The organism is Dolichospermum sp. DET69, assembly GCA_017355425.1.
GTDB lineage: Bacteria > Cyanobacteriota > Cyanobacteriia > Cyanobacteriales > Nostocaceae > Dolichospermum.
Window position 1 is genome coordinate 1885062 of record CP070233.1, and the last position, 20270, is coordinate 1905331.

Here is a 20270-nt window from a genome sequence, read left to right on the forward strand (position 1 = left end):
TGAGAAAAATCTGCTTAGATGAGATTACGCTTCTAATTTGGCAATCGTCTTAATTGTTAATTCCTGCACATTATTAAACACTATATTTGCCCCAGCTTGGATCAGCTTTTGGGTATAAGCTTCCCGGACTTCTGCTATTTCCTGAACGTGGGGAGGCAATACCCCAACACCTAACCAAGTCCGAGAATTATCTACAGCTTTGGCTTTTTCCACAGTGTGCATATCTGCTACAGTATCACCCACATAGACAACTGTTTGTTTTTGATTACTACCATTTTCTAAAATGTTAATAGTAGCAAAAAGTCCTGTAGGATCAGGTTTACCAGGTGCGTCTTCCATAGCAATTAAGATAGGAGAATCTAAACCTAAACGTTTTTCTAAAACGTAGTTAGCACTCAAGCGAGTAGCACCACTGAAAAAACCCCAAGCAATACCAGATTTTGTTAATTCTTGAAAATAACTAGGCTGTGCTAATAAAGGTTCATCACAAATATAGCCATTCCAATTTTCGGTATCTGTACCCCGATAACGGCTTTGAAAATAAGTAACAATATTTTCATAATCTAATTGTAGTTGTTCCCGCTGCTGTCCTTGACTAACAAAATGGCGGTAAATTAATTCTTGGGAAGCTTCCCAATCGTTATTCCAAATTCCTTCAGATTTGAGATTATCAATGTCTGTTGGTGTGGGACGATAGGCTTGAGTGGTAAAATATTCCACAGTATCGGATAAAGCGCGACGATATGAGCCACTAACGTCACGGATAACCCCGTCTATATCAAATACAACTATCGGTTTTGTGCTTTCGGTCATGGAAGGAATTGGAAAAGGAGAATGGACAAAATTTTATAGTAATCCTAAACAGAATTATAGCGGTATGCACTGGAATGAGATCCAAACTTATTCATTTTCATCTGCGTTTATCTGCGTTTATCTGCGTTCAATGATTCTTGAGAATAATGGTAACTATCGTTGTCCTGATTAACATCCTTATTTCCATCACCCTCCTTTACTTAGCTAAACAATTACGAAAAGCAAAAAATGCTCTAGCATTGATAACAGATATATTTAATCAATATGAACGTGCTAGTTATGCAGCCCTACATATTGCACCAGCTAATATTTATCTAGCTCAAAAAGAGATTCAGAATCTCCGTCTAGAGAAGCAAATACTTAAACAGCAAACTCAACAATTACGGCAAATTCTCAGTCTCATTGTCCTAGTTAAGCAAATTTATCAAGGATCATTGTCGTTTCCATATCTAAAATTGAAAAATCCGAGTAAACTGGGGTAGAATCTTTAGAGTCATCAATTATGCTTAAGCGTTCTAAATTCGAGACTACGCAGTCTCAAATCATGCACCGTTCAGAAGAACTAATTAGTGCTGCGTCAAATCGCTATCGCATTACGGTGCAGGTTGCAAATCGTGCCAAACGGCGACGTTATGAAGATTTTGAAAATAACGAAGATTCCATCATGAAGCCTGTACTCAGAGCAATTATTGAAATGTCTGACGAATTAAATCAGCCAGAAATTATCGGCGAATTATAATTTAAAGGTATTTGGCGACTAGAAGTCACAGCTACACAGACAAAACCCACCTACGTGGGTTAAATGAGAGAGTCCACGAAGGTGGACTTTGCTTGTGTAGTAGCGACTTCTAGTCGCCCTTTTTCCGTATTTTGGATCGGGTAAATTTGGAAAGGGAATATGGCGGATAAAAACTTAGAAAATTTAATCGTCAAAATTGTGAAAAAGGTGATCAAAAAAGAGATCAGAAATCTCAATCAGGATAATTTGCCAATTGTCTTTACAGAATCTAATCCTGCATTAGACCATTGGCAAAATCCAGACACCCCAGAAGAAGTTATTGATGATTTACAGATTATCCCTTACAGTAAATTACCTGATAAAGAAGATATAGAACTTGAGCGAAAATTACGAGAACTCAAGTTTAAACAAGAATTGAGAAAAGACTGGATTTCTTTTTTAGTTAAAGATGTAATTGTCTATTCTGCGACTATGATTTTTATTTTAACTCTTGTTGGATTTTATCTTTTTCGGATCTAATGATCATTAATCGTAAACAACTGAATTATTATTGATTACTGGTACTACCACACTAGCGAGATGTTGATCCATCCAATTACTTAAATCAGTGATTACCTGAAGATAATTAATATCATAGTGTAAATCATGATAGCCGCCAGGGTATTCAATTCTTAACTTATCTGGATAGATAACATTTTGATAAAAAATTTCACTTCCTGCTGGTAAAGCGATTCTATCAGCACTACCATGTAAAATTAATAAAGGTACTTGCCATTTTTCAGCATGAGTATGAATCCAATCCACTGTAGCAAAGAACTCTGTAGATAATCTAGCAGTAGCGAGAGTATGGCGTAATTTATCTTGAGTATAGGAATCTAAAATTTTCTGATCTCGTGAACCCGCGCTGAAATCCAAGCCAATATTCAAGGAAAAACGCGGCCACACTTGGGAGAGTAACTTACCTAAAACTACGCGACTCAGGGGTACTCCCACCTTACCAATGCTAGGTGCAAAAGCAATCACACCTGACAACGCAGATTTATCTTGCACATAACGGAGAGTATAATCTAATGCAATTACTCCCCCCAAACTATGCCCAAATAGAAAAATTGGACATCCTGGTTGTTGTTGTCGAATCAAATTGAGGAAAGTTTGTAAGTCATCACGAAATTCAGCCCAGGTATTAATGTAACCTCTTTGACCTTCTGAACGTCCGTGACCGCGTAAATCAAAGCCATAGATAGCATATTCTTTCGGTAACAAATTCTCAACTATAGTCTTGTAAAGTCCGCTGTGTCCTCCAAGTCCATGGACAATGGCTAAGATGCCTTTGACTTCACCTCCAGGATGCCAGCTTTGGTAATACAAATCAAGCCCACCAACACCTAGAAATTTTCCCTCTTTACGAGATGCAATCGCGTCGCTGTGATAAATCATAAAGTTATTTTTTATTTCTTTGATCAGTAATTTACCAGCTTATTAACGTATATTATAAAGAAAATTGCTTCTAACTGTAGGAAGAAATACAGATAATTTCTCTAAAAATTATTACACATAGATATTCTATAGATCCCCGACTTCTCAAAGAAGTCGGGGATCTGGGGATCTGGATAAAGTAGTGACTTACATAACAATATTTTATATTGGCATAGATTACTATTAAACATTTAGTAATTAGTCATTGTTCATACTAATTATTAATGCAGCTTTACAAAATTACCAGGTTAAGCCTTTTCCCTTGAGAAGTTAGTTTTATCAGGCCTAGATGAAATTGGGATCACTCAATAAAAAAATAACTAACAAAACTAAAAAATTATGAAATTTTCCCTAGCCGCAAATGCTGTACAAGCGCGTCAGACAAAAGAGAGATTTGCTAAACCAGAAGAACAATTATCCTATGAATTAGGCAAAGCAGTACAGGAATTACCACCGCTTTATACAAGATTGTTAGCGGGAACAATTAGTATTGTGATATTTGGAACAATTTCCTGGGCGCAGTTTTCAGAAATTGATGAAGTCGCTACAGCCACAGGAGAATTAATTGCTTCTTCCCAAGTCAGACCAGTGACAGCTTTGGGTAATGGTTCTATTTTAGCAGTGAAAGTAAAAGAAGGCGATCGCGTCACCAAAGATCAAATTATCATTCAACGTGATCCCAATTTCCAACAAACTGATGTTAACCGTTTAGCTAAATCTAGTAAATTAATTGAAGATGACTTACAACGATTACAAGCTGAACGTTCTGGGGGAAAAACTGCGGGAACAGTTTTGCAAGATGAGCTTTTAAACTCTCGGTTATTAGACTATAAAGCCAAACAAGCAGCAGCAGCAGCAGAAGTTAAACGTCAACAGTCAATTCTTACTCAAGCCAAAGTCCGTTTGAGTCGCTTACAAGAAAATTTAGCCAATGCTAAAATTGGTTTTACTAATGTCGAAAAAAACTTAGAGAATGCAAAAAGTCTGCGTTCTATGTTAGATAATAATTTATCTATTGCCAAACAAAGAGAAGAAAATCTTCGTACCTTGCTTGAACCAGGAGCTTTAACTAGAGTTGATTATCTAGATGCTAAAGAAAGATTAAATCGAGTGAATACAGATATTATCAGAAGTTCAGATGAAGTCACCAAAAACCAAAATAATTTAACAGAAGCAAAAGATAAAGTAGCTTCTTTAGCAAAAGATGTTGCTGCTCAATTTCAAGAAATCAATCAAGCAGAACAAGCCTATCAAACCGTTCGGAATCAAAATATCCGTTTAACCTCAGAACGTCAAAGTGAAATTCTCACGCAAATCAACAAACGTAAAGAAGAATTAACTACAGTTGCTGGTCAATTAGAACAAGCTAGAAAACAGAAAGATGGGGAAACTATCAAAGCCCCTGTAGCTGGAACAATTTACAAAATTAAAGCTACCAAAGGGCCAGTGCAATCGGGAGAAGAACTACTATCAATTTTACCAGAAGGGGAAGAAATGCTACTAGAAGTAAAAGTTCTTAACCGTGATATTGGCTTTATTAATCAGGGAATGAAAGCAAAAGTTAAAATCGCCACCTTTCCGTTTCAAGAATTTGGTGTAGTTGAAGGTGAAGTATTACAAATCAGTCCCAATGCCACAATTGATAAAGAATTAGGCTTGGTTTTTCCCACCAGAATTAAGTTAAGTAAACATTCTTTGAATGTGCGCGGACAAGATGTAGAATTCAATCCAGGTATGGCTGCTAATGCCGAAATTGTCACTCGCAAAAAATCGGTTCTGACATTCATTATTGAACCTATTACTCGACGTTTCAGCGAGGCATTTTCTGTGAGATAATTGTTAGTGGTCAGTTGTCAGTGGTCAGTAGATGTTTAAAACCCTTGCAGTTTAACTAAAAATAACCGCGCAAATTCGAGGACTAATTGCCCAACCCTTCTCTTCTTCTTCCTTCTTCCTTCGTGTCCTATTCCTTCGGAACGCTCCGCGAACGCTCCTATATCCCTCCGGGACGCTCCGCGAACGTGGTTTATTAACTGTACGGGCGTATTGCAATACGCCCCTACTGACTCCTAACCCTAACGAAAAGACTTTTTCCGCAAACCCTATTTAGCTGATTATTCCATCGTTTCATTGACAGGGAATCTATCAATTAATTGCATAGCCCGTTGGGCATTGCGCCGCAACATATCTGGTAAATTAGGAACATGAGGAATCTGGGATAATAAATCCAGAGTTCGCCGTAAAATCCGCACCACGTCCCCTTCGTCTAAAGTGGTTTTTTCACATAATACTTTCCACTCTACTCCTAACGCCCACTGTTCCACCAAGGAAATCAAACTGATAAAACGAGTTTCTAAACCTACGGGTAAGGCTACACCATGACGATACTGCACCTTTAACACAGAACGGCGAATCGGTTGCAATGTTAACCAAGCTGCGTCCGCTTCTGGAGACAGATTAAAGTCAATTTTCGTATCTGGACGGGGTGCTTCAGTCACCAAAGCAGCTACTATTGCTGCTAAGTTATGGGGATCAATATTATCTAACTCACCACTGGACAGGACTAAACCTAACCACAATTCATTTTCACCCCGAATGGCTGCGGCTATTTCTCCTAATTTCGTGGGGACTAAATTATCCAAACATTCAAAGGACTGTAAAATCTCAATTAAGCAGAGAAACTCTTCCCAATATCTTTGAGATTGTAGTGATACTTGTGCTTGCAAGTGTTCAATTTCGGCTTCTAATTCGACACAACGCGCCCGATTTTTAAATATTTTGGCAATATTCCCCGATTTATAGATGGGATGGTTTTCTAACTGTTCTTGAACAGCAGTTAAGCGACTAAGTTGTTCTCGTACCTCCGTAGGTAGATGATTAAATTCTTCAGGATTGGGTATACTTTGAGCGATCGCTATTGTAGTTTCTTCACCACGAATAGTTTGTCCTCGTTTTAAACCTAATTCTGAAGGTGGTATCAGATCCTCTGGTACTTCTACCCGTGGCATTTCTGCATACATATCTAAGATATCTGCTGAAGTTGCCACATACCAACGGTTATTTTGCCCTAAGCAAACAAAGTAAGATGTTTCACCCACACTCACGGCTTTGTCAACCAACACTACTGTTATCGGCAGGGGTGACATGGCGTTTCTGTCGTTGAGACTCAACATAGTTCCCGATATGGCAAAATCTAGCATCATTGCCAATTGTGCCTGTCTATCTTCCTGTGCTTGCTCTTGCAGGGTTTTGAAAATTTGGCGTTCTACTTTGAGTCGTTGACGCAATTTTTCATATTGCATCACTTCATTTTCATCAATAGCTGCCAATTGTGACTGAATTTGCGATAATTCGCCTTGAACTTGCGCCAGTTCTTCAAAATCTGGTTGCAGATGCAAGTTGGACATATATTGTCCAAAACTTCGTTCTATCAGTTCTCTGGCTTTTTCTATGGTGTGGGTTTGCAGCAGGTTCAATACCATGCCGTAACTGGGTGTAAACTGACTAACTAGGGGATCAGCTTTGGATGTAGCTAAATAGGATGCTTCTTTTGCTCCTTCAAAGGGGGTTTGCAATGTCACTACATAACCTTGTAGATCCATGCCTCGACGGCCAGCACGACCTGCCATTTGCAGAAATTCAGAAGCGTTCAGCAACCTATGTCCGTTATCAGTTCGTTTAGACAAAGTAGAGATTACTGTTGTCCGGGCAGGCATATTAATTCCCGCTGCTAAGGTTTCGGTAGCGAATACAACTTTAATTAATCCCTGTTGAAAAAGTTCTTCAACTAATCCTTTCCACGCTGGTAAAATTCCGGCATGGTGAGCAGCTATGCCTCGATACAATGGGGCAACTTGTCCAGCCCTACCAGCATCGGGATTCCGGCGTAAAAAGTCATCAATTTGTTGGCGCAGGATTTGAGATTCATCATTATTAACTAACCATAAATCACCAACTTCTTCTACAGCTTTATCACAGCCCCGACGACTGAAGATAAAGTAAATTGCCGGGAGCATATCCCGTTCTTGAAGTTGGCTAAGGGTATAAATAATACCAGGCGGTTCTGGTCTACCAGCTTTGCCTTTTTCCCAATATCCTTTTTTAGCTTTTTTGACTAAGCGGGGGTTAATTTTGGTATTAGTTTCATTTAATAACGGAAATAACCCTTTGGGATTACAAAAGTTAAATTCTAAGGGAACGGGGCGGAAATCGGAGTAAATTAGGTCTGTTGGTCCATGAACGTGATTTAACCAACTGGTGAGTTGATCACTGTTGGCAACGGTAGCGGAAAGGGCTACAAGTTGGACGGAACGGGGACAATAGATAATTGACTCTTCCCAAACTGTCCCCCGTTGGCGATCGTTCATGTAGTGGCACTCATCTAGCACCACAGCCTCAACGTCGGTTAAGGAAATTCCCACTTGGCCTATGGGTGTGCCATAGAGCATATTGCGGAAAATTTCTGTGGTCATGACCAAAATTGGGGCATCCCTGTGTATGGAAGCGTCTCCAGTGAGGAGTCCAACTTGATCAAAGCCAAATTTTTCGCGGAAGTCTCGGAGTTTTTGATTAGATAACGCCTTTAAGGGAGTGGTGTAAAATACCCGTTTCCCGCGAGATAAGGCGCGATAGATAGCATATTCCCCAATTAGGGTTTTTCCTGAACCTGTGGGCGCACAGACGACCACTGAGCGGTCAGCATTGAGGGAGGCGATCGCTTCTTTCTGGAATTGATCTAATTCAAAGGGGAATATTGACTCTGGGTCAATATCATTAACAGAGGCTGGATAATTCACTCAATCATAATTTACTAAGCAGACCATCTACTATCATAACGTGATTAGTGGTTTGCTAGGTTGACATCAAAAGCTAAGTTGTAGGGGTATTATTTAACCTGTGTTAATCATTTGATTATTTCGGCAATTTTGCGAAGGACTTGACACGCACTCTCTAATTCGCTTTGGGTAGAGAGAGGAGCAAATACTCGTGACAGGGCATAGTGTTTATTTTCTATCTTAACGAACACAATATCATCACCGTTGGTTAACATTCCCAAAGTAGGTAAATCATTATTTGGTTTGATATTATTTGGTATCCATCTACTTAATTATTACTTTGCGCCTTTGCGTATTGGCGAAGCGGGGCGTAGCCCGATAAAAAATATTAATAGGGAGTAATACCCCCTATTTACCAGCAATATCCTTCAAAAAATTGATTCTAACCTATCAATTTCTGCCAACTCATTGCCCCAATAATAGCATCAGCAGTTAAACCATTTTGCTGTTGAAATTTCTTGATTGCTGCTTCCGTTTGAGAACCATAAATCCCATCAGGAGTAGCATCTACACGATATTGTAAATATCTGATAATCACACCACTAGCATGAGTTCCTTGAACAACTCGTTTAGCTAATATTTGATTGAGGGCATCCCAGGTAGTATTACCTGCTATTCCTGTTGGTAAAACTCCCACAATTCTCTGAAAATTTTCCGTTGCAGAAGATGTAGCTGGTCCCATGCCATTATCTTCTACTAGGGGTTGATTATTTTTATCAGTAATTTTCAACCGATTTAAAGCCTGTTGTAGTCTCAAAATACTCTTATCTTTATTCTGTTCTTCATCTATAACAGTATTGACAAGACCATTAGGAACAGGAATAGGAATAGGTACATTAGGAGCCGGATTTGTAGGAGTGCTTGCTACTTTACCTGTTAAGCCGGCAACTATAGCATTAGCCATTGCTTCACCATCATATATTTGCATATCTTTAGCAGAATCAATGAAGCAACCTTCTATGAGAATTCCCGGCATATTTGTTCTTTTGAGAACATACAGATGTGAGCCACTTTTGACACCACGATTAAAAAAGCCTAATTTGACAATTTCATCTAATACAGATTTAGCAGTTTTTTTACCAGCGTCGCTAATGGCAAATACTTCTGTTCCATTAGCTTGTCCATTAAAAGCATTAAAATGAATAGATACAAAAAAATCTACTCGGTTACTATTGGCTTTCTCACAACGACTACCTAAAGATTGATTTACTGTATTTGCGCTATTTGGTTTACAGGTAATTACTGTATGTCCTAAACTTTCTAATTTAGCTATAACCTTATTACCGACTTCCATTGTTAACTTATTTTCGGATTTGATTCCTTCTGCACCACCATCAGGAGGACAGTTATGACCAATATCAATGCCGTATTTCATTTGTATCTCCTTAATTGACTTTCCTAGTATGCCAATAATCTGCTACTTGTTAATATAGTTCCGAAAACTATAGACATTATTTTAATCTCTAGGTAGATATTCGCCCATTAATCCCCAAAAATGTTTAAGATCAAGGTAAAGAAATATTTCGTTATATAAGCGCATGAAACGCATTGTCTTGATTGCTGGGTTTGAATCGTTTAACGCGGACTTATACCGAAAAGCGGCTGATTTGGCTAATTCCCGCTGTCCAGAGTTGGATATTCGAGTATTTAGCGATCGCAATATTACCACCAATAGCACCGAAATAGAAGCTGCACTCAAAGACGCAGACGTATTTTTTGGTAGCTTACTATTTGATTATGACCAAGTTGTGTGGTTGCGGGAGCGTGTCGCTAACATCCCCATTCGTCTTGTCTTCGAGTCAGCACTGGAATTGATGAGTTTAACCAAAATAGGAGCATTCGCTATCGGTGACAAACCCGCAGGAATGCCCAAACCCATTAAATTCATCCTTGACAAATTCAGCAACGGTAAAGAAGAAGACAAACTCGCCGGTTATATCAGCTTCCTGAAAATCGGTCCCAAATTATTAAAATTCATCCCAGTCCAAAAAGTCCAAGACTTACGCAACTGGTTAATTATCTATGGTTACTGGAACGCCGGCGGTTCAGAAAACGTCGCTTCCCTATTTTGGACAATTGCGGAAAAATACTTAGATTTAAAAGTTGGAGATATACCACCACCCATCGAAACCCCGGACATGGGGCTATTACATCCCGACTATCAAGGATTTTTTACATCACCCAAAGCATACTTAGAATGGTATCAAAGAAGGGAACAGGGAACAGGGAACAGGGAACAGAACGTAGGGGCGCAGGGCCTGCGCCCGGAAGGCCTACGCCCGAAAACCCTGCACCCGGAAACCCTGCACCCGGAAACCCTGCACCCGGAAACCCTGCACCCGGAAACCCTGCGCCCGAAAACCCTGCCCCCGGAAACCCTACGCCCAGTTATAGGTATTCTAATTTACCGCAAGCACGTTATTACCAAATTGCCCTATATTCCCCAACTGATCCGCCATTTTGAAAAAGCGGGGTTAATTCCCTTACCCATCTTTATTAACGGAGTAGAAGGTCATGTAGCCGTGCGTGATTGGATGACAAGCGACCACGAAACCCAACAACGTCAACAGGGAAATATTGAAACCCCTTCCCTTTCCTCAGAAGCAGTAAAAATTGATGCCATAGTTTCTACTATCGGTTTTCCCCTTGTAGGTGGTCCGGCTGGTTCAATGGCAGCAGGAAGACAAGTAGAAGTAGCTAAACGCATTCTCACCGCCAAAAATGTCCCTTATATTGTCGCTGCACCCTTATTGATTCAAGATATTCACTCTTGGACACGCCAAGGCGTAGGCGGTTTACAAAGTGTTGTTTTATATGCTTTACCAGAATTAGATGGGGCAATTGATACAATTCCTCTCGGTGGATTAGTGGGGGAACAAATTTATTTAGTTCCTGAACGAATGCAGCGATTAACTAATAGAGTCAAAAGTTGGGTTTCCCTCCGTAAAAAACCCATTTCTCAACGGAAAATTGCCATTATTTTATATGGTTTCCCCCCCGGTTATGGTGCAGTTGGAACTGCTGCATTATTAAACGTTCCTCGCAGTTTAATAAAATTACTAAATGCCCTCAAAGCACAAGGTTATACAGTTGGTGATATTCCTGAAGATGGAGAAGATTTAATTCGGCAAATTAAAGCAGCAGATGAAAACCCCAATCTACCCACAAACAGGGAGGGAGTCATATCCCCCCTCGTTGACGGGGGGGTTAGGGGGGGTTCTACCGTTAATGCCAGAACATTAGAAAAATGGTTAGGATACCTCAATACATCTCGCATTGAAAAACAATGGAAATATCTCACAGGTAGCGGTATTAAAACCTATGGAGACGAGTTTAATATTGGTGGTGTGCAATTAGGAAATGTCTGGATAGGTGTCCAACCACCCTTGGGAATTCAAGGAGATCCTATGCGGTTAATGTTTGAAAGAGATTTAACCCCACATCCCCAATATGCAGCCTACTATAAATGGTTACAAAATGATTTTCAAGCTGATGCAATTGTTCATTTTGGAATGCACGGAACAGTTGAATGGTTGCCAGGTTCACCATTAGGAAATACTGGTTATTCTTGGTCGGATATTCTCTTAGGAAATATGCCCAATCTCTACATCTATGCCGCAAATAATCCTTCAGAATCCATTTTAGCCAAACGTCGCGGTTATGGGGTATTAATTTCTCATAATGTCCCTCCCTATGGACGCGCTGGTTTATATAAGGAGTTGGTGAATTTACGCGATTTAATTGCAGAATATCGGGAAGATCCAGAAAAGAATTATCTGTTAAAGGAAGGGATTTGCAAGAAAATTGTTGATACTGGTTTGGAGGTTGATTGTCCTTTTGATGATGCGAAAAGGTTGGGTATTCCCTTTACACCAGAAAATGTGAAGATGTTCAGCAATCATGCTTTTGATCATTATTTGGTGAAGTTGTATGAGTATTTGCAAGTTCTCGAAAATCGTCTTTTTTCTTCTGGGTTGCACGTTTTAGGTGAAGCACCAAATCAGGAGGAGTTATCGGGTTATTTGGATGCTTATTTTGGGGGAGAGAATGAACCACAAAGGAGCGAAGGACACGAAGGAAGAAAGGAAGAAGAAAGAGTAATTACGGATTTATTGAATCAATCTACTGATGAGTTAACTAATCTTTTGCGGGGTTTAAATGGTGAGTTTATTCCTCCTGCACCTGGTGGGGATTTGTTAAGGGATGGTGCTGGTGTTTTACCTACGGGTAGGAATATTCATGCTTTAGATCCTTATAGAATGCCTTCTCCTGCTGCTTTTGAAAGGGGTAAGGAAATTGCTAAGAAAATTATTGATCAGTCTTTAAATGAGAATAAGAAATATCCGGAAACTGTGGCGGTTTTATTATGGGGTTTGGATGCTATTAAAACTAAGGGTGAATCTCTTGGGATTCTCTTAGAATTGATTGGTGCTGAACCTGTGAAGGAAGGAACGGGACGCATTGTTAGATATGAGTTAAAACCTTTATCTGAAGTTGGACATCCACGCATTGATGTGTTAGCAAATCTATCGGGTATTTTCCGAGATAGTTTTGTGAATATCATTGAATTGTTGGATGATTTATTTCAACGCGCTGCGGAAATTGATGAACCAGAAGAAATGAATTTTATTAGAAAACACGCGTTAGCTTTAAAAGCCCAAGGTGTGGAAAATTCTTCAGCGAGATTGTTTTCTAATCCTGCTGGTGATTTTGGTTCTTTGGTTAATGATAGAGTTGTAGATGGTAATTGGGAATCTGGGGAAGAGTTGGGGAATACTTGGGAAAGTCGCAATGTCTTTAGTTATGGTAGAAATGATAAAGGACAAGCTAGACCGGAAGTATTGCAGACTTTATTAAAAACTAGCGATCGCATTGTTCAAGAAATAGATTCGGTAGAATATGGTTTAACTGATATTCAGGAATATTATGCCAATACTGGCGGTTTGAAAAAGGCCGCAGAAAAGCAAAGCGGTAAAAAGGTGACAGCGAGTTTTGTGGAAAGTTTTTCTAAGGACACCACACCCCGCAATTTAGATGATTTATTGCGAATGGAATACAGAACCAAGTTGTTAAATCCTAAATGGGCTGACGCAATGGCTAATCAAGGTTCTGGTGGTGCTTTTGAAATTTCTCAACGCATGACGGCGTTAATAGGTTGGGGTGGTACTGCTGATTTTAAAGATGATTGGGTATATGATCAAGCAGCGGAAACCTATGCTTTAGATGCAGAAATGGCAGAAAAATTACGCAAAGCCAATCCTGAAGCTTTTAAAAATATTGTCGGCAGAATGTTGGAAGCATCGGGACGCGGTTTATGGCAAGCTGATGGAGATAAATTAGAAAAATTGCGTCAGTTATATGAATTGAGTGATGAACAATTGGAAGGAGTAACCAATTAAAAATTAAAAAATGTAGGTTGGGTTAAACAACGTGCAACCCAACATATTTGTATTCACATTGAATTGACTTTGAGTACAATGTTTAGTTTTGTAAAAGCGAAAACCACTTATAATCTAGCAGATAAGCTAAAATATAAGAAGATGTATAAACACTTCACTAATTTACTGCCCGTAAATGTATAATAACCTGTCAGTAACCCAGCCCTAAAGGGACTGAGCTTGCAAGAGTAATCAAACAAGCTGTACTGACCAGACCACCCTAAACGTAAGTCGAAGGGTAGCCGTTATTTGAGTCACGACACCCCGGAATGCGAAGCTAGTTCCCTGCTCTGTCATTTGCAATTAAACAGTTTTAAGGTCACTGAAACAGTGTTGCAAGTATAAAAAGCTCTTATAACTGGTCGAAGCTAACATCACCCCGAAAGGGAGGCACATCGCGTGCAACACATTATGCGTACAGAGTTGAGAAATTTGAATCGGTAATTGTCCCGTTGAAAGTACATCACAAAAGTACCCCAAATTTCTTAACTCCAAGGCGGTAATGAAAAAAGATTCAAAGCCTTTATTACCGCCCGTGCCGTTTCCCTCTCAGGGCTAAAGCCGCTGAGTTTCCCACTTACCGGGTATTCCTATGAACTACGACATACAAGAAACCGAAGGTCCAAGGCTAGAAGTAGAATATTACGGTGCTGACTTTCCTGTTGATACGTTAGTGAGAAGGATGGAAGAAGAAGAATTTATTATTCCAGGCTTTCAGCGACAATATGTTTGGAAAGAAGAAGAAGCATCACGCTTTATTGAAACCTTATTACTTGGTCTTCCTAGTCCTTCACTCTTTCTTGCTAAAGATAAGTTTTCCAAAAAATATCTTGTTATAGATGGACAACAACGCCTGAAAACTTTACAGTATTTCTTTCAAGGATCTTTTCCAAATGGAAAAAAATTTAATCTAAAAGGAGTAGTTCAACATTTAAATAATTTAACTTATTCCACGTTACCTGCCTCCGAACGCCGTGAACTTGATAATGCAATTATCCACTGTATAATCATATCTGAAAATTATGATCCGCGGGGAATGTTTTATCTATTTGAACGACTTAACACTACTGGAACTCCCTTAAAACCACAGGAAATTCGCAATGCTATATATCATGGTTCTTTTAGCGAATTGCTGCAAGATTTATCAAAAAATGAAATCTGGAGAGAACTTTATGGTAAGAATGATATTCGGGCTGACGAACAAGAGCATATTTTAAGATTTTTGGCTCTACATTTCGATTTGGAAAATTATTCAGGCAATATGACTAATTTTCTTAATCAATTTATGTTAAAAAATAAAGATTTAGAGATGATTTCTGAAAATGAGATAAAAAATTTATTTTCCAACACCATACATTTTCTTAAAACTTGTATAGGCTCTAAAGTTTTTCATGAAAACAAATCATTTAACATTCTTTTTGATAGCGTCATGCTTATAACTTCTCAAGAGCTAGAAGAAGGTTTGGAATGTTCAAAATTTAAAATATTTTACGAATTGCTAATTAATGATAAGCATTTCTGGTCATTTGCTAAACCCTCTAGCACAAGTAGAAAAAATCTAATAACCAGGCTAGAGTATGTTAGAGAGCTTTATAGAAATACGCACTTATGAATCCATCTATATTAGCTCATCGTCAGAGAATAGATAATCTATTTAAAAAAGGTACTTCTTTCACAGAACCTGAAATTCAAAGTGAATGGTCAAAATATCTATGTATCTTAGTATCAGGATTCATTGAGGAATCTTTGAGGATTTTATTAGAAAAATATTGTGAAAACAAAGCTTCACCAAACATTCAACAATTTGTCACAAAACAGATAGGAAGTATAACAAACTGTAAAACAGAGAAAATTAGACAAATATTGAGCGAATTTAGCTCCAATTGGGAAAGCGAGTTTACTAACAAAATTAAAGAGGAGAGCAAAATAGATGGTGAAATAAAAAACGGTATAGATAATGTGATTATTAATCGTCACAAAATAGCTCATGGTAAAAGTATAGGGATGAGCTACCACAATATATCGAACTACTATAAGAATGTCAAAAAGGCTGTAGAAATTTTGGAAGAAATAATCCAATAACTATCGTATTAAAGCTAATGCTGATCATACTTTCAATCGTTCTCAATCACTTACTCAAAACTTTCATATTTAGGTAAGGTTATAAAAAACCTATCTACAACCTTGAAATTTTCCTACAAATCATGGATAATACAATATAACAACCAAATAAACCTTAGCGCTCACAAGGGTTGAGTGCTAATTTCTAACTTAATCTTGAAACTGATGTAGTAGGCAAAAATTCTCCTTTTTCTAAATGTAGTTAGCGGACTTTTCCGTAATAGGTTCTTGCCAAAAATTCCAGTTTCTCGGCAATTGATGAATTCATTAGGAGGACTAGAATGATTAAATACAGCTTCAATCTGGTAGGTGTATCTCCTGTTTTGCATTTTTTCAATCACCAACAACAGAGTTTAGTCCAACCACAGTACCAAGGCATAGAATATCTAGGAACTCATACTTGTACCTTAGATGCGTTTTTAGCATCTATAGAACCAGTTCCTGCAAAATGGGGTTGGAACTTAGATCATGTAGTAGATACAGTGATTGAATTCTGGATGAATAACGCTGAGAGTGTTAACTATTGGAAATCTCGGTTAAACGATGCCGGACATGATAGTTTACTCGTAGCTAGAGTTGCAGACATGAACTCTTTGTCAGGGGAACTTGAATTACTACTCACCAAAAACTTGTAGTCCTTAAATATAGCATTTTCTAAAAACATTACCTATATTATAGCCCCCTCCTCGCTTGCGGGGAGGGGGTTGGGGGTGGGGTGATTATATCTCACTAAGTAATACCTCAACTATCATTCTCTATAACTTGAAGAATTTTCAAATACAACTCTTCCACTCGCTTTGCTGCTAATTTACCACTAGCAGCATAGTGATTCAACCCAGGAGAACCATTAACTTCAATCAGCGTATAATCTACCATCGGCATAGTGATATCATCAGTGAGTATATCCACCCCAGCTAATCTGAGTCCAATATCTTTAGTAATATTAATTGCTAATTTCTGAAAATCAGGATGAATACTTTCAGAAAAATCTACTGCTTCCCCTCCACTGGACAAATTAGCACTATCCAAAAGATAGATAATATTATTATTAGGAATCACACTATCCCAATCAAGATTTTGTGTTTGTAATTTTTGATAAATGCGGAAATCATCAAATTTAATTACATTTTTTCTACCCATACCCACAAAGAATTCCTCTTTTTTTTGTAGCAATTCTAAAACATTAGATATACCATCACCAACAACAAATAGAGGAATTCTTTGATAAGCAGTAATCACCTCATCACCCAATACAACAATTCTATAATCATGACCACTATAAAACTTTTCGACAATCAATCCTGATTTAATTTGGAAGATTTTATGAGCCACATCATAATATTCTGCCTGATTATATACCTTAGTCACCAATGTGCCTTGACTAAGATTTAAGGGTTTAACAATCACAGGAAATCCCATTGATTGTGCATACTTAAATCCATCATCAATATTTCGAGGATGAGCTATTTTCGCACATAACTGATCAGTGAAAAATGTCTTTCCCTCTGTCACTCGATATCCAAACTGCTTCAAGAAAAAATTACTATAGGCTTTATCTTTAGCTAATTCGGCTGAAGCAAATCCGTTAATATTCAATTTGGCATGACTAAAAACTGACTTTTTCCCATTTTTAAAAGTAATATGCCCCACAAATTCATATTCTGGTTCAACTAAAACTACAGCCCCAATTTGCAATGCTACTTTTTTGATGATTGATGTGATTGACATTTTTTATTTTCTAAGATTCTCTCAAAATTACACGAAAAAGTATGGCAATATTCGGAAATATTTCCCAATCCTAAACCTCAAACCATTAAAATTAGATATAGATTGTACAATCAATTTTTTCTTTTTATAGCAATCCCCAATAATTCTTGAAATAGTAAGTATTGTAGGGTGGGCATTGCCCACCAGATGTTAGTTGTGGTAGGCAATGGCTTATAGTCTCCACAAAAAAAAAGATCCAATCTTGTGGGATGGGCATCCTGCCCGTCCTGATATTATTAGCAGGCAAGATGCCTGCTCCACAAGAAAAGACAAGACTTTTACTTGTATTTTTAAGCATTGCTTTACTCAGTAAATACTCGTTTAAATCACATAAAACTAAACATTCTTAAAAGATAAGTTGTTGCACCAAGTATTGACAATTTTAAAAATATGTAATAACAAGGTGGCATCATCAATAAAAGACGCTAGTACATCTTCGGTTAAGAGACATACTAACGACCTTCACTCAAGTTCATACGCATAAAATAATCATGCCACAAAATACGGATTACAAAAATATCACTTCAGAAAATCAAGCGATACCTACGGTAACAGAAGATAACCCCTACAAAAAAAGGCTGAATGGTTGGGCTGTAGCCCGTGTAGTTACTGAACAGGAAAAAGTAATTGTTTCCCGGTTTCGCAGTCGTGCTGATGCCGAAGGCTATATTCAGCACATCCGTCAGATGATTCCCCATACTGTTTTTGAGCTTTTCTTTGATTGCCAACGGGAAGAAATTATCATGTAAATTTACAAAAGGCAAAAGGCAAAAGGCAAAATTCAAGATAAATATTCTCCTCACTCTTGCAATCCCTTGTCCCAATTGCTAATTTACAAGGCAGCCAGTAGCCCATTATGCTTAAGTAAAGCCTTGGTACTGGGTTCTCGTCCCCGGAAGGTTTTAAAGACATCCATTGGATGCTGACTGCCACCTAGTGCTAATACCGTATCTCGGTAACGTCTGCCAATAGCGTGAATTGCCACTTCATCTTCTAAGCCCGCTTCTTCAAAAGCAGCAAAAACATCAGCACTGAGAACTTCAGCCCACTTATAGCCATAGTATCCAGCGGCATAACCCCCTTCAAAAATATGACCAAAAGCACACAAAAACGCATCCTCAGCTAATGGTGATAACACAGTGGTTAATTTAGAAATCCGGTGTCGCACATCTGTCACAGTTTCCTGACTATTAGGGCAATAGCGATAGTGTAATTCCAAATCAACACTACTAAAATCTAGTTGCCGTAACATAGTTGAACCGCTCATATAATTACGTGCTGCCAACAATTTTTGGTAATAATGCTCCGGTAATGCTTCCCCTGTTTCATAATGTTTGGCCATACCAAACAAGGTCTGGCGGTCGTAGCACCAATTTTCCATAAACTGACTAGGTAATTCCACTGCATCCCATTCAACATTATTAGTACCTGCTGCCCCTAAATAATCCACCTTAGTCAGCATATGATGTAAGCCATGTCCAAATTCATGGAACAATGTCTCAACCTCATCAAAAGCCATCAAACTAGGATGTCCGTCTACAGGGGGAGTTTGGTTACAAATCAAATAAGCTATAGGTAGGCGGACAGTTGTTAAACCATTTTCTGTGACTCTGCGACGGTGAATGCAAGCATCCATCCAAGCACCACCGCGTTTTTCTGCGGGACGACTGTAAGCATCTAAGTAAAAGTAGGCAATGGGTTCACCATATTTATCAGCAATTTGGAAATAACGCACATCCTCATGCCAAATTGGGGCTTGGCCATCAGCAGATGTTACTTTCACACCAAAAAGCCTTTTCACTAGCCCAAATAGCCCATCTAGGACTTGAGGGAGGGGGAAATAGGGAAGTAGTTCCTCAGCGGTAAAGGCAAATTTTTCTTCCCGTTGACGTTCAGCCCAAAAGTTAATATCCCAATGTTGCAAATTTTCGGCTTCTGCGGCTCCCTTGGCTTTAGCAAAAGCTTTGAGTTGTTCTAAATCTTTGACAGCAGCATCATAACTAGCTTGACGGAGTTCTTCTAACAACTTTTCTACAGAGGGAACATCCTTGGCCATCTTACTAGCTAAACTCAGTTCAGCAAAAGTTTCAAAACCAATTAATTGAGCTAGTTCTTTTCTTAACTCTAAAATTCGTGTAATCAAAGGATTATTGTCTAATTCCCCAGAAGATGCCCTGGTAATGTAAGCTTTATAGAGTTTTTCACGCAAATCCCTTCGGGTACTGTGCTGCATGAACGGAAAATAGCTAGGAAAATCTAAAGTAATATGCCAAGGTCCATGTTCTGGTGTGGCATTTTCTTCTCCAGCAGCACGAGCAACTTGGGCAGCAAGGCTCAATAAGCTACTTGGTAAGCCATCAACTTCATCCTGGATGGTGAGGATTAAAATAAAGCCTTTAGTCGCATCTAGAACGTGATTAGCAAACCTAGTTGCTAGTTCGGCTAATTCCATCTGGATAGCATTAAAACGCTCTCTATCGTTTCCTTCTAACCCCACACCAGACAATTCTGCATCCCGAATTGCAGCTTTGATGATTCGCTGTTGGGCTGAATCTAAAGTTTCCCAGTTAGGACTATTACGAATTGTTTTAAAAGCATTATAAATGGGTTTGCTTTGACCCAGGATATTCATAAACTGAACTACTTGCGGCTGTACCTTTTCATAAGTAACCCGTAGTTCTGGACTATTTTTAACACCCATTAAATGATTCAATATCCCCCAACTCCAACTGAGTCTCTCTGTCAATTTTTCCAGAGGTTCTACTAAGCCACTCCAAGTAGGCTGTATATTTGCTTCTAAAGCAGCTAATTGCTTCTCCAGTTCGGCTAACAGATAATTAAAAGCTGGTTCGACCTGCTCCGGTTTAATATCCGCAAATTCGGGTAAACCAGAGCTTTGAAGTAGAGGATTCTGATAAATAGTAGCAGTTGCACGCATGATAGTGAGTTAATAGCCGATAAATTAATTGGGAACAACGATTGATTTTTCTTTATATAAACCCGTCTAAGATGAAAACCATAGTTATTTAAAGTAGTGGGAGCATCTTGCTCCCTGTTGTTAGGTAGCGAGCAAGATGCTCG

General features: G+C 38.6%; 15 protein-coding genes. 9 read left to right on the forward strand and 6 right to left on the reverse strand.

The features are described 5' to 3' along the window. Positions 1-24 precede the first annotated feature (24 nt). Positions 25-813, reverse strand: coding sequence for a TIGR01548 family HAD-type hydrolase (locus EZY12_08870; protein QSX69685.1), 789 nt, complete (start codon positions 811-813; stop codon positions 25-27). A gap of 146 nt (positions 814-959) precedes the next feature. Between EZY12_08870 and EZY12_08875 the strand changes: the two genes are divergently transcribed. From EZY12_08875 to EZY12_08885, 3 genes are all read left to right on the forward strand, one after another. Then, complete coding sequence (locus EZY12_08875) at positions 960-1295, forward strand: hypothetical protein (protein ID QSX69686.1); 336 nt, start codon at positions 960-962, stop codon at positions 1293-1295. 20 nt (positions 1296-1315) lie between these two features. Then, the gene (locus EZY12_08880; protein QSX69687.1) at positions 1316-1552 is read left to right on the forward strand and encodes a DNA-directed RNA polymerase subunit omega; all 237 of its coding nucleotides are present in this window, start codon (positions 1316-1318) and stop codon (positions 1550-1552) included. A gap of 159 nt (positions 1553-1711) precedes the next feature. Then, positions 1712-2071, forward strand: coding sequence for a hypothetical protein (locus EZY12_08885; protein QSX69688.1), 360 nt, complete (start codon positions 1712-1714; stop codon positions 2069-2071). A 6-nt stretch (positions 2072-2077) separates the two neighbouring features. Here EZY12_08885 and EZY12_08890 read toward each other — a convergent pair whose 3' ends face one another. Beyond that, positions 2078-2989 (reverse strand): lysophospholipase, encoded by a 912-nt coding sequence (locus EZY12_08890; GenBank protein ID QSX69689.1) that lies wholly within the window; start codon positions 2987-2989, stop codon positions 2078-2080. 378 nt (positions 2990-3367) lie between these two features. On the opposite strand from EZY12_08890, the gene EZY12_08895 reads away from it, so the two are divergent. Beyond that, positions 3368-4864 (forward strand): HlyD family efflux transporter periplasmic adaptor subunit, encoded by a 1497-nt coding sequence (locus tag EZY12_08895; protein QSX69690.1) that lies wholly within the window; start codon positions 3368-3370, stop codon positions 4862-4864. 278 nt (positions 4865-5142) lie between these two features. Here EZY12_08895 and EZY12_08900 read toward each other — a convergent pair whose 3' ends face one another. Further along, entirely contained in the window at positions 5143-7824 is a 2682-nt protein-coding gene (locus tag EZY12_08900; protein ID QSX69691.1) for an RNA helicase, read from the reverse strand. Between the two features lie 421 nt (positions 7825-8245). Next, entirely contained in the window at positions 8246-9238 is a 993-nt protein-coding gene (locus EZY12_08905; GenBank protein ID QSX69692.1) for an N-acetylmuramoyl-L-alanine amidase, read from the reverse strand. Positions 9239-9401: 163 nt separating this feature from the next. Between EZY12_08905 and bchH the strand changes: the two genes are divergently transcribed. From bchH to EZY12_08925, 4 genes are all read left to right on the forward strand, one after another. Next, positions 9402-13262 (forward strand): magnesium chelatase subunit H, encoded by a 3861-nt coding sequence (gene bchH, locus EZY12_08910; protein QSX69693.1) that lies wholly within the window; start codon positions 9402-9404, stop codon positions 13260-13262. A 631-nt stretch (positions 13263-13893) separates the two neighbouring features. Continuing rightward, positions 13894-14913 carry a DUF262 domain-containing protein gene (locus tag EZY12_08915; protein QSX69694.1) on the forward strand — a complete coding sequence of 340 codons (1020 nt, stop codon included), beginning with the start codon at positions 13894-13896 and terminating at the stop codon, positions 14911-14913. Next, positions 14910-15383 (forward strand): hypothetical protein, encoded by a 474-nt coding sequence (locus EZY12_08920; protein QSX69695.1) that lies wholly within the window; start codon positions 14910-14912, stop codon positions 15381-15383. The genes EZY12_08915 and EZY12_08920 overlap by 4 nt, the downstream gene beginning before the upstream one ends. A 323-nt stretch (positions 15384-15706) precedes the next feature. Further along, a complete protein-coding gene (locus EZY12_08925; GenBank protein QSX70589.1) occupies positions 15707-16057 on the forward strand; it encodes a hypothetical protein in 351 nt (116 codons plus the stop codon). A 106-nt stretch (positions 16058-16163) separates the two neighbouring features. On the opposite strand, the gene EZY12_08930 is transcribed toward EZY12_08925, so the two are convergent. Further along, entirely contained in the window at positions 16164-17150 is a 987-nt protein-coding gene (locus tag EZY12_08930; protein QSX69696.1) for a cyanophycin synthetase, read from the reverse strand. Positions 17151-17680: 530 nt separating this feature from the next. Between EZY12_08930 and EZY12_08935 the strand changes: the two genes are divergently transcribed. Continuing rightward, the gene (locus EZY12_08935; GenBank protein ID QSX69697.1) at positions 17681-17938 is read left to right on the forward strand and encodes a hypothetical protein; all 258 of its coding nucleotides are present in this window, start codon (positions 17681-17683) and stop codon (positions 17936-17938) included. An 83-nt stretch (positions 17939-18021) separates the two neighbouring features. Here the strand turns inward: EZY12_08935 and EZY12_08940 are convergent, their stop codons facing one another. Next, positions 18022-20127, reverse strand: a complete 2106-nt coding sequence (locus tag EZY12_08940; GenBank protein QSX69698.1) for a M3 family metallopeptidase — start codon at positions 20125-20127, stop codon at positions 18022-18024. Positions 20128-20270: the final 143 nt, after the last annotated feature.